The sequence below is a fragment of the uncultured Dokdonia sp. genome (assembly GCF_937910895.1).
In the GTDB taxonomy this organism is placed as follows: domain Bacteria; phylum Bacteroidota; class Bacteroidia; order Flavobacteriales; family Flavobacteriaceae; genus Dokdonia.
This window is the reverse complement of record NZ_CALEMI010000141.1, coordinates 26,892-41,831: the sequence shown is the minus strand read 5'-3', so window position 1 is coordinate 41,831 and position 14,940 is coordinate 26,892. Positions and strand designations below refer to the sequence as shown.

Genomic DNA, 14,940 nt, shown 5'->3' with positions numbered 1-14,940 from the left:
GAAAGTTATTTCTTTTTTGTGCTTCGCATTTTACAAAAAACAAATAACAACCACCAACATCCACGTTGGCATATACGAGATATTAGTTAATCAAACTCCCAAAGAACAACGCATTTAAAAATAGTTTATTCGTACCATACCAACTACCTCTAAAGTTGGGGTTATCGGCAAAGAGAATCACGCGACCTTGACCTTGCGGACTCACCACCAGCGATGCTGAAGGCTTTAAATTATCCTCTAAGTTCTCATCTGAGATAAATCCATCAATATGTGGCTCTTTAGTATACTTGGCTACAGTATTGTATTCATCTTCACTAGGAGCTAACCATACATTATTATTTTTATAAACAGGAAGCTCACGAGCTGTATAACCAAATCCTAATGGATGTGTTACATCTAAGTCGACTTCAAAAATAGCACCTCCCAGACGTTGTTTCCCACGATTAGGATCTTCATCTACATAGTTTTTACGTTCGGTCACTTTGGTGGTATCTTTTTTCTTTTCAGTGAGTTTTCCAGTAGCCACCTTTTTATTGATTGCCCATGAAACAGCACGTCCAATGGTAATAAGCGTATTTCCTTGTGACACCCAATCTTTGATATTTTTTACCTCGTTTTCTGAGAGATTATTATAATTCCCAGAAACCATCACTAAGGTGTTATAGTCAGTTAAATTAACAGCTCTGAAATTATCCATAAGTACTTTTGTGATCGGCATGTGGACACGTGTGTCTAGTAAATGCCAAACCTCTCCAGCTTCTGTTGAACTTGTACCATTACCAATAAGCATCATTGCTTTCGGCGTGTCTACCTTCGCAAAGTTGCGACTTCCTAAATCAATTCCTTTGACGCTAAAACCAGTATTGGTCGCATAGATAGGCACTTGAAAACGTTGTTGTGCTTCCGAAATAATGGTAAATACTTCATCAGCATCTAGTGATTGTCTGCTTACAGGTACCATCAGTGTCCCATAATTAAAATCGATAGTACCGCTTTGTGTTTTGGCAGTAAACGGCTTAAATGCTGTAGAAACAACAATGCCTTTTTGTTGTAAATGATTTAACAAGGCAGGAGCGTTATAATCATCATAATTAATTAAATACGCATATCCCGTTTTAGAAACAGGTGTGACTGTCGCAAGATTATCGGTGCTAGTGATTTCATTTTGTAAACTTGGCGCACTGCTTAGCGCTTTAGAACGCATATTATAAAAGTTAGCGACACTCCAAGCACTCGCGTCATAATAGACACTATCTCGGTATTTACTATAGGTTTCAAAGAACGATTGGACCATCCGTTTTTGTGGTTGTGCAACAGGTACGACGTACGTACCATCTCCTTTTTTATACGTTTTGATACGGTGTAAAAGCAGTTTGTCTATAAAGGCTTTGGTACGATTACGATCTTTAGGGTCTCCAAATTCGTAGGCGGTTGCTTGATCTGTTTTTGCTTTCGCGAAAGCGGAAACAAAGAAATCCTGCTGGTATTTACGTAACTGCGCTTTATTTTCAACTGCTGCTTTTACAGTGGCAAAACCAGAGGTATACTGATTCCGAATGGTAAACGGAAAAGAGATGGTTCCAAAATCGGTATCTTGTAAATGCCCTCTACTACTAGCTTGCTCAAAAAGGAGCGCTAAGGCGCCTTGCAAATCTGGATACGAACTTCCATAGCCAGGATAGGTACCGTCAAAGGCTTCTTTGGTAAAATAGAAAGAACCAATCTGATCCAACGCATCCGAAAAATAAGGAGCAAACAAATCGTTGAGATCCTCATAATTTTCTTTAGGCATAATCGGATCAAGGCTTCCTATGGGTACCATCGGTTCAAAGAAGTGCGTACTGTTGGTTCCCATTTCATGAAAATCAGTCACCACATTTGGATACCACTCATGATACCAGTTTAATTTACCTCTACTTTCAGGGTTGATACCGAGTAACCAGTCACGATTTAAGTCAAACCAATAATGATTGGTACGTCCGCGTGGCCACATTTCGGTATGCTCTGCATCGATATTATCAGATACAAGAGGTGATCCCTTAAAACTATTTGCCCATTGGGTGTGGCGATCACGACCATCAGGGTTTATGGTGGGGTCTATAAAAATAATAGCATTTTTTCTATAGTTTACTACTTCTGGATGCTCAGAAGCAACTAGGGTATAGGCGGTTAATAAAGCAGCTTCAGAACTAGAAGGCTCATTCCCGTGTACATTATAGCCCAATTGTATAAAAATAGGAACTTGGTCATAGTTGCTGACTTTTTGTGAGGTATTGGTAAAGGCAAGGTGTTGTTGCTTGATACTGGCTAGATTGGTATGATTCTCTGGTGTGGTGACCGTAAACATCACCAGTTTTCTGCCTTCATGCGTACGACCGTATTCTATAATGGTCGCTCGGTCAGATACTTCAGCGAGTTTTTCTAGATAGGAAACAATCTGATCATGACGGGTATGTTGGTCTCCAATACCATAGCCCAGATACTGTTCTGGTGTCGGAATATTTTGCTGGAAGGGAGTATATTTTGCAAAGTAGTAGTCTTGCGCTTTCGCGAAAGCGGATAAAAGAAGAATAATAACGAGTAATGAGCGTTTCATACACAAAAGTTTTAGTTGACTAAAAATAATTAAAAAATAACAGGATTGCTCTGAATATAAGTTCATTTATTTTTTTATATAACTATTTCTTGCACGATATTTGATATTGATTGTTGAAAATTTAAAATTGCTTATGCGTTTTCTACTCTTTTTTCTCTTCATCACGATACCTGTTTTAGGACAAGAGATTGTTCCAGGAACTATTGTTTCTTCTGTCGCTTTAGGTGACGATCAAAAGGATACATACGCATTATACCTTCCCAGAAACTATGATGAAAACCGAAGTCATCCTGTGGTATTTATTTTTGACGAAACAAATGAAGGTGATAAGGCAGTGCAACAGTTTACGATAGGAGCAGAACTAACTAATAGTATTATTGTAGGCGCTAATTTTGCGATTAAAGATTCTTTAAAAGCGGGACTCAAAAGAACAGAAAAATTGATCAATACGGTGTATCAACGCTATGCGATAGATGCGACACAAATTATTCTTGCTGGGAGAGGAGATGGTGCATTGGTGGCGAGTGCAGGAGCGTATACCACTCAGAAAATTAAAGGAGTGATTGCCGTCAATGATATTTTTCTAGATAATACCATCTTTAAAAAAGATTCAGGAATTAAACTTACATTAATATCTGGTGATGAAAATCCTAATTATTATAAGCTAAGAGGGTATCAAAATATACTCCGGTCCAGCAATAGTTTTTCAGGATATTATGAGTACAATGGTGGTGCCGATTGGCCTGAAGCTGGATTTCTGTCGGCAGCGATGGTCGATATCTTACTCACAAAAAACACACCTGAAGACGTAGTGCAAACATATTATGGAAGCGATCTTGCTTTTGGCGAATTATTATACAGACAGCAAAAACATTTAGCTGCTTTTAGTTTTGTACAGGATTTAAGGAAGCAATACAAAGGGCTGGTAGATATAGATTCACAAAAGGATTTATTAAGAACCATCCGAAGTAATGCTGCTTTTAAAGCAAAACGTACGAGACAGACATCTGTAAAATATGCAGAAATTTTATTGGCAGAAGATTTTCAATATTATCTTACTGAAGATGCTAAAAACTCTTATTTTGATAATTTGGGATGGTGGAGTTTTCAAATGAATGATCTTGACCAAAAAATTGACAGTACCGCTTCTAACGATCAAGAACGCAAAGCATCGATTCGTTTAAAGGGATTTGTAAAAACATTGGTAGAAGATCAATACCAAGAGATTTTAAAACAAAATCCTAAAATAGAGAAATTACTTTTTATGAATGTGTTGCGAACGCTGGTAGATCCTAACAATCAGCAAGCTTTTATCAATGCCATCTCACTAAGTGCTAAAGAAGGGGATGCAAATGCATCCTTGTTTTACTTAGAAGAATTACTCAAAAGCGGATTTACAGATTATGAATTTCTCTATAATATAGATGGTACTACTGCCTTACGAATAGGCGAAGAGTGGAACGCCATTATTAAAGCCTATCTAGGCAAATCAAAATTCTATTAGTGAAACGCTGTTTTAAAAAGTTGCGAAGCAACGAATTTAAAACGGCTAGTTGAACTAATCCCGCTTTTTAGCGGGATCTGAACGTCGTTTATCAAAGCCTGAAAGGCGCATTCAAAACGGCTAGTTGAAGGAATCCCGCCTTTTTTTGGTAGGATCTATGGTTCATATCTTTTATTAACAAGCCTACTTATTCTATATCTAGCGATTTATACAATTTGTATATGCGTAATTATACCTATAGATATCATTTTGAATTTCTATATTTTAGTACCTTCTCATAAGCAATATGAACGCAAAATATATAGCTGTAAAACCATCAAATATGAAAATTCGTCATGTACTAAGTGTCTGTATACTTTCAATTGTATTTCATAGTTGTAAATCAAACACTGATGCTAATACCGCTACAGACGTAGCGACAGAAGTCATTTCTGAAGAAAATATAGCAGAAGACACACCTATTTTTAGCTTCTCATTTATGGGATGTAATCGTGTGAATAGTGGTGATGCGGTAGACTCCATTCCATCTACGGCTAATAAGTATGCGCTACAACGTATTTTTAAAGAATTGACGGTAACCCAAGATCAGCCAGAATTGTTTTTCTTTTTAGGAGATCTGGTATTAGCAGAAACAACATTACCCAATCTTGATAGTCAGCTTAAAGCATGGGAATCTTTGTATAAAAGTGATGCGTTTAGTTCTTCTGGGATCGAACTTGTTGCAGTACCTGGGAATCATGAGATGTTATATGCTAAAAAAGTAAAAACAAAGCATCATAAAAATGGAAAATGGAAGGAGTTTCCACTTAAAGGAAGTACCGACATTTGGCTGAATTACATGAAACCGTATATGCCTTCTGGACGCGTCACGGCACCGAGTTCTGATACGATGGATAACCGACTTACATTTGCTTTTAAACGTCATAACGTAGGATTTATCGTAATGAACTCAGATACGTATAATCCAGATAGCCCAGATAATCCTCACGGATTAGGCTTAGAAGGACAGGTTCCTGCACAATGGGTAACAGATCAAGTAAAAGCCTATAAAGCAGATGCAAGCGTCGAACATATTTTTGTATTGGCGCATCGTCCCTATTACGTAGATGGAAAAACAGAAACAGGACACCATGGGTTACCACAAGGACCCGAATTGTGGCCTGTATTTCAAGAAAATCATGTGGCAGCATTACTCTCTGCCCATGTACATGATTACCAACGCTGGCAACCCATCAATGATAATTTAGGTGGGGGAACGTACCAAATTGTAGCGGGGAATGGCGGAAGCGAAGGAGCCGCTCCTTTCTTTGGATATAGTACGATTACGGTAATGAAAAGCGGAAAATTAGAGTTTGATTCGGTGGGCTTTTGTATAGGCGATCCCTACACAGCGGCAGTTCCTGAAAATCCAACAATTTCTAGAGATAAAATCACATTGACTTGGGCAAAGAACCCTATGGAGTTTGCACAACCGTATGTTGGGTGCGATTGATGATATACAAACAAGTTAGACAAGTTTATTTTTGCTTGCTGGCGGCAGTTTCGCGAAAGCGTACTTATTCTAAAACCAAATGAGGTACTTCCTCAAGTTTCCAATCAATGACTAATCCTCCTGCAAGGGAGCGTGCAATTTCAGCACCATATAAATGTTCTGCGAGATACAAAGCAGCTTCAAAACTTTTGGCACCACCCGCTGAGGTAATGTATTTTCCATCGTGTACAAATAATAGCTCTTTACGGATATCCAATTGTGGAAACGTCTCCCGCATCTTGTCTATATCACTAGGAAAGGTAGTCGACACCTTCCCATCTAAAAGACCAGCTTTAGCCAACACAAAAGCTCCATCACAATGAGAAGTCATGTATAATGCATTTTGATCTACATTTTTCACAAAATTGAGCATCACTTCATCATTAAGATCCGTGTCTAGATGATGCTCTGCACTTGGAATGACTAGAATATCAATATTTGGTAAATCTGATGCAGCAGTGTAATCAAAGTCGGGTAGGAGGTACATCCCTTCAAACGTACGGATAGGATTTAGCGTATTTGCCACTAGAAACACATTCATCTGTTTGATGTTTTCTCTGTACTGAGTATGTTGAAAAATATCAAAAGGGGCGGTAAGTTCTGTGTTATAGGTGCCATCCATCACCAGAAAGGCGACATTATAGCGCCCTTCTTTGAGTACTGGTTTTGCTTTCTTACTTCGATTTTGCTCAGTATAAACTCCTGCGGACTCCTTCTCTTGATCATACGAAACAGTCTGTTGCTTATTAGCTATCTCTTTGTCTTGAGAAGTATCTCCGCAAGAGACCGTAGTGAATAGGATGAAGAGTGCTATTAAGTCTTTCATACATCTAATTTTGGTACTAAAGATACGTGTTCTTTTTTCATATAATGTTGTGCTAAGTATAGCAACCCCCATGCAATAAGGCTAAGGAAAGCAAGAAAATACCAAGTAGACCTAAAGCCAAAATGCTCTGTAATTTGCATCCCGCTGGTATGTCCAAATATATGTGCTACAGAAAAGGACATACTATACAAGCCCATGTAAGCTCCTTGTCTCCCTTTTTTAGAGCGATTAAGTGCAAACTTATTACTAAAAGGAAAGGAGATCATTTCTCCTATAGTTGCCACGGTCATTCCTACCACAACAATCCCCACCCAAGATTCCCATAAGAGTAGCAAAAAGCTTACGCCTGTAAGTAGAAGTCCTGCAATGGTATTTTGGATGTTAGACCAACTTTTACGATCCATCCATGCGATCAGTGGCATTTCTAGAATCACAATCAAGGCACCATTTAATGCTAGGACCAACCCAATAGTACCTTCACTAAGAAGATGGACTTGTTTGTAAAACAGTGGAACAGTAGAAAAATACTGAATGAATATCACACCAAATAAGGACAACGCGATTAAGAATAATATGTAGGGAAGATCCTTTTGAGGTGGCAGCGGATTTTCTACACGTACTTCTTTATCTAGTTCTTTGACTTTACGAGGGTTTAATACCTGTGTCATCAATACCCCAGCGAGAATACACGTGATACCATCTACATAAAACAATGCTTCATAACTCATCGTAGCAATAAGCAAACCTCCCAAAGCAGGTCCTACCGAAAATCCTAGATTAATCGCAAGTCTAATTAAGGTAAGTGATCTTGTCTTATTTTCAGGTTTTGAATAGGCGCTTAATGCGACAAAGAAAGCGGGGCGTCCCATATCTGCTACGGCAATCAGGATAAAAAAGGAGAAACACATCATCCAAAATTCCTGTACGTGCATCACCCATAAAAAGTTAATCCCTGTGAAGATGAGACTTAACAAAATAACTTTATAGTACCCAATACGATCACATAATTTTCCTCCAGCCCAAGCACCTGTAAACGATCCTAGCCCATACGCAGTCATAACCCAACTCGCATCGATCATGGTAAAATGTAAGTCTTCAGTTAAATACAGTGATAAAAAGGGAATCACCATGGCCCCCGTCCTATTGATCAGTGTGATCAAAGAAAGCCACCAAATCTCTCTAGAGAGCCCTTCAAAGGTTTTAATATAATTGCGCAGTATGAGTTTCATAATACAAGGATTTAAAATGTGTATATATCCTGCGCCAGCTTTACAAAAGTAAAAAGTCCGACGCTAGGTCAGACTTTTTATTATTGTTACTTGTGATAGTTATATAGCGACAATACATAGCATCCGACCGTGGGAAACCCACTTCTGGTTTGTGCAAAATGTATTGACTCGTTTCATTTTTGTTTATTTGATATCTCAAAACTAAGTAAAATTTGTGTTACTTGTATCTTCTTAAAATAAGAAAAATGAAATTTTATATTTTTTTAGTGATTTTCGCTTTCGCGAAAGTAGCGACTTCTCAAACACACGCTTCCCTGAATTCCAAGGATCAAATGTTGATTGAACAGGCACAAAAATATCAGGATTCTCTTTCTGAAGTATATCAAAATCCAGCGACGTCTATTTTGAGTGCCAAACAGTTAAAAGACTTCCATGGATTAGAGTTTTATCCCATCGATTTAAAATTTCGCGTAAGCGCTACCTTTACCAAAACACCAGATGCGATTCCATTTGATATGGCATTGTCTTCTGGACGTACCCGTGAATATGTGATGTATGGGATTGCCAAATTTGAAATAGAAGGGAAGGTATTTACACTACCTATCTATCAAAATACGTATTACAGAGATCATCCAGAACACGAATATGGGCAAAGCCTCTTTTTACCGTTTACCGATTATACAAGTGGCAACGGATCCTACGGCGGAGGACGTTATATTGATATGGAACAAGCTGCTATTGTTGGGAATACGCTTATTATAGATTTTAATAAAAATTACAATCCGTATTGTGCCTATACTACAGGCTATAATTGTCCGATTCCTCCTGAAGAGAACGATCTTATGATTCGGATAGAAGCAGGGGTGAAGGATTTTGAAATGCAAGAATAGATTTTAAAATTGTCGTTTCCGAATAAAACATAAGACGTAAAATTTAATGTGTATTTGGTATAAATTTTAATCAGGCACTAGTGAATTTTAAACTAAAAAAACCTCATTCAGTTAGTACCGAATGAGGATGTTATTTTTTTAAGTATCTTATTAAAACTTCAATTTTTCATCTTTATCCCAAAGTCCCCAATAGGCACCTACATCACCTTCGGGTCCCACTTTCCAGGCTTCATCAAAGGATGAAAAATAGAACATTTCTATGTTAGCTGTTGAAGACCATGCTTGGGCATTGATAAAATATTTGATCGCATTTTCACGTGAAGGAAAAGCACCTTTTAAGTTGGTGCCATGACTAGGCCAACCCGTCTCAGTGATGATGACTCTTTTTCCTTGTGCCGCATGACTTGCTTGTCCAAACATTTGCTGCATGTGATTTAAAGAATGATCAATATCACATCCTTCCCAATACGGGTAACAATTGGATAATATCACATCGCAGGCTTCTGTAATTTTGGGATGATGGGAAAATTCATAATACGCATCTACATATCCAACAGGAATATCAGGCAAGGCTTCTTTTACAAGATAGATATAATCCAAGAGTTGCTCTTCTGTCAATTCATTTCGGTAAAGTACTTCATTTCCTACAGCAGCTATATCAACACAGCCTTCTTTGGCTAATGCGATTAAGGCTTCAATTTCTTCTTCGTTTTTTTCTAAATCATCACTCAACCATGCACCTACCATGGTCTTAAGTCCATGTTTATGGGCAATACGAGCGACACACTCATTTCCTTCAATACAAGAAAAAGAGCGTACCCATTTGGTATAAGGTTTAATAATGTTTATTCTTCGCTCTACTTGTGCTTCTGTAATGATATCTCCTGGTTTTTGCCCATCTTCATACATGCTAAAACAGAGTCCGTGCATTCCAGCTTTTAACGTTTTACGCCAAAGGTTTTCTAATTCTTCGGTTGTGTGTTTACTAAAATCAACACCTTTATGCTCTGTATAATCTGTGTTTTCGAGTAAAAAGTTATGGTCTCCTCTATATGACATAATTATTTATATTTTAATTTTTCTTCTGTATTCCATAGTCCCCAACGTGCTCCTACATCTCCTTCTTGATGTACTTTCCAAGACTCATCAAAAGAAGAGAAATAGAACAATGGAACTTCATCCTGTTGCGACCAATTTGCGGTATCTATAAAGTATTTCATGGCATTTTCTGGTGAAGGGACAGCATTATTTGTATTTTTTCCTTGATTAGGCCACCCTGTTTCTGTAATCATTACAGGCTTCCCGTTAGAAATGCTTTTTGTTACTGCGTACATCTGTCTTAGATAGCGAGACGATTCTTCGATACTAGCTCCTTCCCAGAAGGGATAGCAGTTGACTAAAATTACATCACAAGCTTCTATTAATTCTGGATGCTCATGAAATTTATAATAGGCATCAACATAGCTTACAGGAATGTCTGGCAATGCTTTCTTGAAAGTATGGATATACTGTATAATTTCTTGTTCACTTACATCTCCTCTCATTAAGGCTTCATTTCCAATAACTGCAATATCTACATATCCTTTTTTAGCAAGGTCTATAAGCCTTGTAATTTCTTTATTGTTTTTAGCTTTATCACGACCTATCCAAGCGCCTGCCATGGTTTTTAATCCTTTTTCGTAAGCGACTTTAGGGATCAATTCATTTCCATCTGAGCATGAGAAAGAGCGTACCCATTTTGTATGTGGCGCAATGATATCCATACGTCGTTTGATTTGACTTACAGATAATTGATCACCAATATTTTGCCCTTCTGCATACGGACTGAAACACATGCCGTGTACACCGTTATGTAATGTTTTTGTAAACAAGGCTGTAATTTCAGAAGTTGACATATTACTGAAGTCCGTATCGCTTTTGGAATGGGTATCCGCAGTAGTTGCCATTAGGGAAGCTAGTTTCCCTGTTTGGTAGTAGGATGTGAGTTGATCAAGTGCATCATAACGTGCATCTAGTTCTTCACGAACTTTATTTGCGGTTTCTTCGGTTACATCATAGTCACGCATCACGTACATAGCGATGAGTGTTCCAAGTATCGGAAGTCCTGAGAAGGATGCTCTTAATCCGTCAACAGCACCTTCAGGTTGTACATCTGCACCAGAGTCAAATCCTACGGTACTCATAATAACACCACTTAAACCTCCGGCAATGGCAAAACCAAATTTTACCATCCACCAGTATATAGCTCCAAAAGTTCCTTCTCTTCTCTTCCCTGTATTGAGTTCATCTAAGTCAATTACATCGGCAGTCATAGACATCATGAGCACAAATAAACTTCCGATCCCAAAAGAGAAAAAAGGTAACGCAAATATGAATAAATAAGGTTTTCCTGGGACAAATAGAAACCAAAGCATTATATACCCTATTACTGATATTCCCTGTGAAATTAAAAAGGCTTTCTTTTTACCTACTTTTTTTGATAATCTTGTAACGATAGGAATCACTAAAAAGGTAGTACCTAATGCTCCCAAACAGCCAAAAAGTGTAGGCCAGATTCCTGCGGCACCTGCATCTCCATCAAAAAGATGATAGACAATAATAAAAAATGAAAAAGCTGCAATGGTATTAAATGCGTTAAATACTAAAAAAGTCGCAATACAAAGTTTCCTAAAGGGTTTGATCTTAAAAGCGGTAAAAAAACCATCCCATATTTCCTTAAGACTACTGCCTATACTTTTTAAATTGAGTGGGGAGTAGTCTTCATTTAACGTTGATTTTCCTTTTATGAAGATCCCTGGCACCATGGCACAAATAGCAAAAATGATTCCTACCCAAACGGCTAGAGACCGGGTAGCGACATCGGCAGATTCAAACCATTCTGGATCGTACATTATTACCCAAAACCAAGGAGCAATTACCCACGCCCACTGCCCAATCCATTGAGCAGTTCCCATGATACTTGTACGCTCATGAAAATCATTACTCATCTCGTAGCCCATGGCTACATAAGGAACACTAAAAATGGTTAATCCTAAATAAAATATAAAAGACCAGATCATAAAATAGACGAAGTTGTAATCTAAACCATCTACTCTATATAGTTGCCACATAGCGATAAACGCTCCTCCCATAATAAGTGCACCAATAATTACATATTGTCTACGTCGCCCCCATCTGGATTTTGTGTTGTCAGAAATAAACCCCATAATCGGGTCTGTAATAGAATCAAAAATTCTTGGGAAAAAGTAAATGACTCCCCACATCCAACCAGGAAAACCTAAATCTTGTACCAGCACTACCATAAATATTCCTAATGCGGCAGGAAACATTTGATTGGCAAGCATACCGACACCGAAGGCGACTTTCTGGCCGAAGGGGACTTTTTGGGTAATTCTGGACATATTTTTTAGTTTTTGGTTAGTTAATCGTTGTCAAGGATAAATCAAATCATGTTGAGTCCGCTTTCGCGAAAGCGATCTATTGTTTATTTAAATTATATTGAGATCTACCTATTATGTTGTTATATACTATTTTATTCTGATGATTTTATAGGTTAAAGATTCGGGATTATAATGGTTTGTAATGCTTGCCCTTCAATGTGAAGGCTTATTGTTTTTTCTCGAAGTGTCAGTTTAAAATCGCGGGCTACAGGTTCTTCATTAAATACAACTACAGCAATAGACCCATCAGGATTCTTTGCCGCAGTGACCATAAACTTTTTGTCTTCTGGTTTTTCTAGCTCAATTACTTTTGCACCTGGACGGATGTATTTACTAAAATGCGCCATGGTATAATAGAGTGGTGTAAAATAGACCTCGTCTGCATCTGGATCTACAATGATAGGAGCCGCACACCAGTTTTTAAACCAGTTAGGACCGCCTTGTTTATCCAGTACCATATTCCAGTCTACCCAGCCATCTACCCAATTATTCAGGCAACCTATTATATCTCTGGCATAGCGATTAACAGGTGCATATTTTGGGTGTAAGTATTTGTCTTCTTCGGCAGCCCAATCCCAACCCCAATCGGTTGCTTCTTTACTCCAATACCATAGATCATCTTTCCAAGCAGGGACTTCAGAGTCTACACAGCCTTCGGTTTCTATGAGTAGTTTGTTAGGTGCTTTGTTGTGGGCATATTGTAATTCTTCTGGGAATACTTCAAAGGTGCTTTCATACCAATGTATCGCAGTGCCGTCAAAATATTTTGAAGTTTCTTCGTTGGCATACATAGAGTCTACCCATTCTTTTAAGCCTTTTCTATTCTGGTCGTAGCCTAATATTATTTTATCTCCATGCCCGTCTGCTTCTAGTTTGGGGCCTAAGTGATTTTGTACAAAATTGGTCATTTCATCGGGTGTAAAGTGCATACTTTCCCAATTGTTTCCATTTCCGTGCGGTTCATTTTCAACGGTAAATCCCCATATATCGATACCTTCCGCTTTGTAAGCATCTACATACTTTGAAAAAAATAACGCCCAGGTATCGTAGTATTTCGGTAACAGTTTTCCACCCACCCATTCGTTATTGTCTTTCATCCAAGGGGATGCTGTCCAAGGGGATGCAAATAATTTAAATCCATCTTCAGAAGCGACCATGGCATCTTTAATCATTGGGATTAAATCCTCTTTATCTTCTTGGATGGTAAAATGCTCCAATTCCATATCATCTACCACCGGTGAATACGAGTATTGTGATAGAGAAAAATCACAAGAATTCATGTGGGTTCTGGTAAGCGAATAATTGGCTCCTTCCTTACTAAAATACGCTTGTATAATGGTATCTCTATTCTTCTTACTTAATTGATTGAGTAAATAGGCAGAAGACTCTGTAAAAGCGCCTCCAAATCCTGTAATGGTTTGTAATTCCTTTTCGGGAAATAGTGTAATTTGTTCTGTCGCTTCTGCTTGAGAAACCGTATTCACTAAAGTTAAATTATTTCCCTTGGCTGAAGTTTCGTAAACTTTAACCTGAAGCGTGTTATCTTTTGAGCAAGCCATTATTGTTGTCACAAGTATAAGTCCACTAAAAAATTTTATTAGTTTCATGATTATTTATGTATTAAGACCTTTCCTTTTGTTGGAGGCACAAGTACATCTGCTAGTAATGCTTTTTTATCTCCATTGTATGTCTTGGTTGTTGGATTTCCACCACGCGTTAAGCCTTTAAAAGTATGTTGATCTACTTGTTCCCAAAGTACGTATTTTGCTTTCCCGTCCACGGTAAATAAGCCAAAATGATTTTCTGATCCCCCAGGATTGTGAGCATCTTTCCACGGTTCGTCAAAGGCTTCAAAGTAAAAGCAGGACATTCCATTTTTATTGGTCCAATCACGCATGTGGTTATAGTATAGCGCTTCCTTATATTCATCTGTCGCTTTGGAGCCGTTGGCACCATACAGCTCATTAGAAGCACTTGCCCAGCCTGTTTCGCCAATATGAATAGGTTTGTCAATCCCTAAGCTTTTAACATAATTTGCAACACTATCCACTTGCGTCATTGCGTATCTTTTTGCACGCTCCATCGCGGCATCTATTTTTTCTATTTTAGTGCCTTCGTTTTCTTTGCCAAATACGCCCCAGAATGCAGGATTGTAATGCGTATCGTGCATAGGGTAGGTGTGAACTGAAAGATAGTCTACCGCTTCAATAAGTTCTTCAAGGGCTTTGACGTGGTATTGTTTTTCACCACCTCCCCAAGAGGCAAAATTATCAGAACTGGTAATCCATAGATCTTTAGAGAGTTCTCCTTTGTTTTTAAGTTCTTGTAGGTGATTGACCCATTTTAAAATAACATCGGGTTGTACGTAATAGGCAGTAGCCCATTTCACCATTGCTTCATTACCTACGGCAATAACTTTGACAATGTCTGGGTATTGTTGTGCCAGCGCAACGGCTCTACCAATTTCTGCTACGTTAAGAGGACTTTCTACGTTATGGTTTGGTGTATGACCTGTCCACGCATTTATACAGTCTATCCAAGCACCTAGCATCACATACATCTCAAAGCTTGGATCTTCTTGCTTTAATTCTTGGATGGCTTTAAGGACATTGGATGCATGTGCTAGTTGCACATTGTAGGTTCTTAAAAATCGAATATTCATTGCGTGAAGCAATTTCATATCATTTTTTAATGCTGCTACAGAGGGTTGACTATCACGAGTGGTCATGCGATATCCACCATAAGAAATGGCTAAATAATCTGGATTTCCTAATATTTGTTGTGCTGTCACGTTTTTAGGTGTTGTTTGTGGCGTAGGTGTTTTGGGAGCTTTCATAGGGTCTTTACAAGATAAAACACACATCGTCAAAAGGAATAAGACTAAGATGTGTTTTGTTGTTTTCATGTGCCTTGCGTTGTTATTT

At 38.2% G+C, this 14,940-nt stretch carries 10 protein-coding genes; 3 read left to right on the top strand and 7 right to left on the bottom strand.

All coding sequences use genetic code 11. The features are described from left to right. Positions 1-82: 82 nt before the first annotated feature. On the bottom strand, positions 83-2,596 hold the full coding sequence (locus tag Q0505_RS16835) for a M14 family zinc carboxypeptidase (protein WP_299215395.1): 2,514 nt from the start codon (positions 2,594-2,596) through the stop codon (positions 83-85). Between the two features lie 133 nt (positions 2,597-2,729). On the opposite strand from Q0505_RS16835, the gene Q0505_RS16830 reads away from it, so the two are divergent. Next, positions 2,730-4,100, top strand: a complete 1,371-nt coding sequence (locus Q0505_RS16830) for a hypothetical protein (protein ID WP_299215393.1) — start codon at positions 2,730-2,732, stop codon at positions 4,098-4,100. Between the two features lie 322 nt (positions 4,101-4,422). Then, positions 4,423-5,592 carry a metallophosphoesterase gene (locus tag Q0505_RS16825; protein WP_299215391.1) on the top strand — a complete coding sequence of 390 codons (1,170 nt, stop codon included), beginning with the start codon at positions 4,423-4,425 and terminating at the stop codon, positions 5,590-5,592. Positions 5,593-5,656: 64 nt separating this feature from the next. On the opposite strand, the gene Q0505_RS16820 is transcribed toward Q0505_RS16825, so the two are convergent. Together Q0505_RS16820 and Q0505_RS16815 are read right to left on the bottom strand one after the other, a co-directional pair. Further along, on the bottom strand, positions 5,657-6,457 hold the full coding sequence (locus Q0505_RS16820) for a DJ-1/PfpI family protein (RefSeq protein ID WP_299215389.1): 801 nt from the start codon (positions 6,455-6,457) through the stop codon (positions 5,657-5,659). Beyond that, positions 6,454-7,686, bottom strand: a complete 1,233-nt coding sequence (locus Q0505_RS16815; protein WP_299215387.1) for an MFS transporter — start codon at positions 7,684-7,686, stop codon at positions 6,454-6,456. Before Q0505_RS16815 ends, Q0505_RS16820 begins: the two co-directional genes overlap by 4 nt. 245 nt (positions 7,687-7,931) lie before the next feature. Between Q0505_RS16815 and Q0505_RS16810 the strand changes: the two genes are divergently transcribed. Continuing rightward, a complete protein-coding gene (locus tag Q0505_RS16810) occupies positions 7,932-8,576 on the top strand; it encodes a DUF1684 domain-containing protein (protein ID WP_299215385.1) in 645 nt (214 codons plus the stop codon). Positions 8,577-8,726: 150 nt separating this feature from the next. On the opposite strand, the gene Q0505_RS16805 is transcribed toward Q0505_RS16810, so the two are convergent. From Q0505_RS16805 to Q0505_RS16790, 4 genes are all read right to left on the bottom strand, one after another. Continuing rightward, positions 8,727-9,635 (bottom strand): glycosyl hydrolase family 17 protein, encoded by a 909-nt coding sequence (locus Q0505_RS16805; RefSeq protein WP_299215383.1) that lies wholly within the window; start codon positions 9,633-9,635, stop codon positions 8,727-8,729. A 2-nt stretch (positions 9,636-9,637) separates the two neighbouring features. Next, entirely contained in the window at positions 9,638-11,977 is a 2,340-nt protein-coding gene (locus Q0505_RS16800) for an MFS transporter (RefSeq protein WP_299215381.1), read from the bottom strand. Positions 11,978-12,129: 152 nt separating this feature from the next. Continuing rightward, entirely contained in the window at positions 12,130-13,623 is a 1,494-nt protein-coding gene (locus tag Q0505_RS16795; protein WP_299215379.1) for a glycoside hydrolase family 30 protein, read from the bottom strand. Between the two features lie 2 nt (positions 13,624-13,625). After that, positions 13,626-14,921, bottom strand: coding sequence for a glycosyl hydrolase family 17 protein (locus Q0505_RS16790; RefSeq protein ID WP_299215378.1), 1,296 nt, complete (start codon positions 14,919-14,921; stop codon positions 13,626-13,628). Positions 14,922-14,940: the final 19 nt, after the last annotated feature.

Bases quoted from the DNA above. Each gene is read 5' to 3' on its own strand.
- Q0505_RS16835 (WP_299215395.1), bottom strand. From the start codon at position 2,596: ATGAAACGCTCATTACTCGTTATTATTCTTCTTTTATCCGCTTTCGCG.
- Q0505_RS16830 (WP_299215393.1), top strand. From the start codon at position 2,730: ATGCGTTTTCTACTCTTTTTTCTCTTCATCACGATACCTGTTTTAGGA.
- Q0505_RS16825 (WP_299215391.1), top strand. From the start codon at position 4,423: ATGAAAATTCGTCATGTACTAAGTGTCTGTATACTTTCAATTGTATTT.
- Q0505_RS16820 (WP_299215389.1), bottom strand. From the start codon at position 6,457: ATGAAAGACTTAATAGCACTCTTCATCCTATTCACTACGGTCTCTTGC.
- Q0505_RS16815 (WP_299215387.1), bottom strand. From the start codon at position 7,686: ATGAAACTCATACTGCGCAATTATATTAAAACCTTTGAAGGGCTCTCT.
- Q0505_RS16810 (WP_299215385.1), top strand. From the start codon at position 7,932: ATGAAATTTTATATTTTTTTAGTGATTTTCGCTTTCGCGAAAGTAGCG.
- Q0505_RS16805 (WP_299215383.1), bottom strand. From the start codon at position 9,635: ATGTCATATAGAGGAGACCATAACTTTTTACTCGAAAACACAGATTAT.
- Q0505_RS16800 (WP_299215381.1), bottom strand. From the start codon at position 11,977: ATGTCCAGAATTACCCAAAAAGTCCCCTTCGGCCAGAAAGTCGCCTTC.
- Q0505_RS16795 (WP_299215379.1), bottom strand. From the start codon at position 13,623: ATGAAACTAATAAAATTTTTTAGTGGACTTATACTTGTGACAACAATA.
- Q0505_RS16790 (WP_299215378.1), bottom strand. From the start codon at position 14,921: ATGAAAACAACAAAACACATCTTAGTCTTATTCCTTTTGACGATGTGT.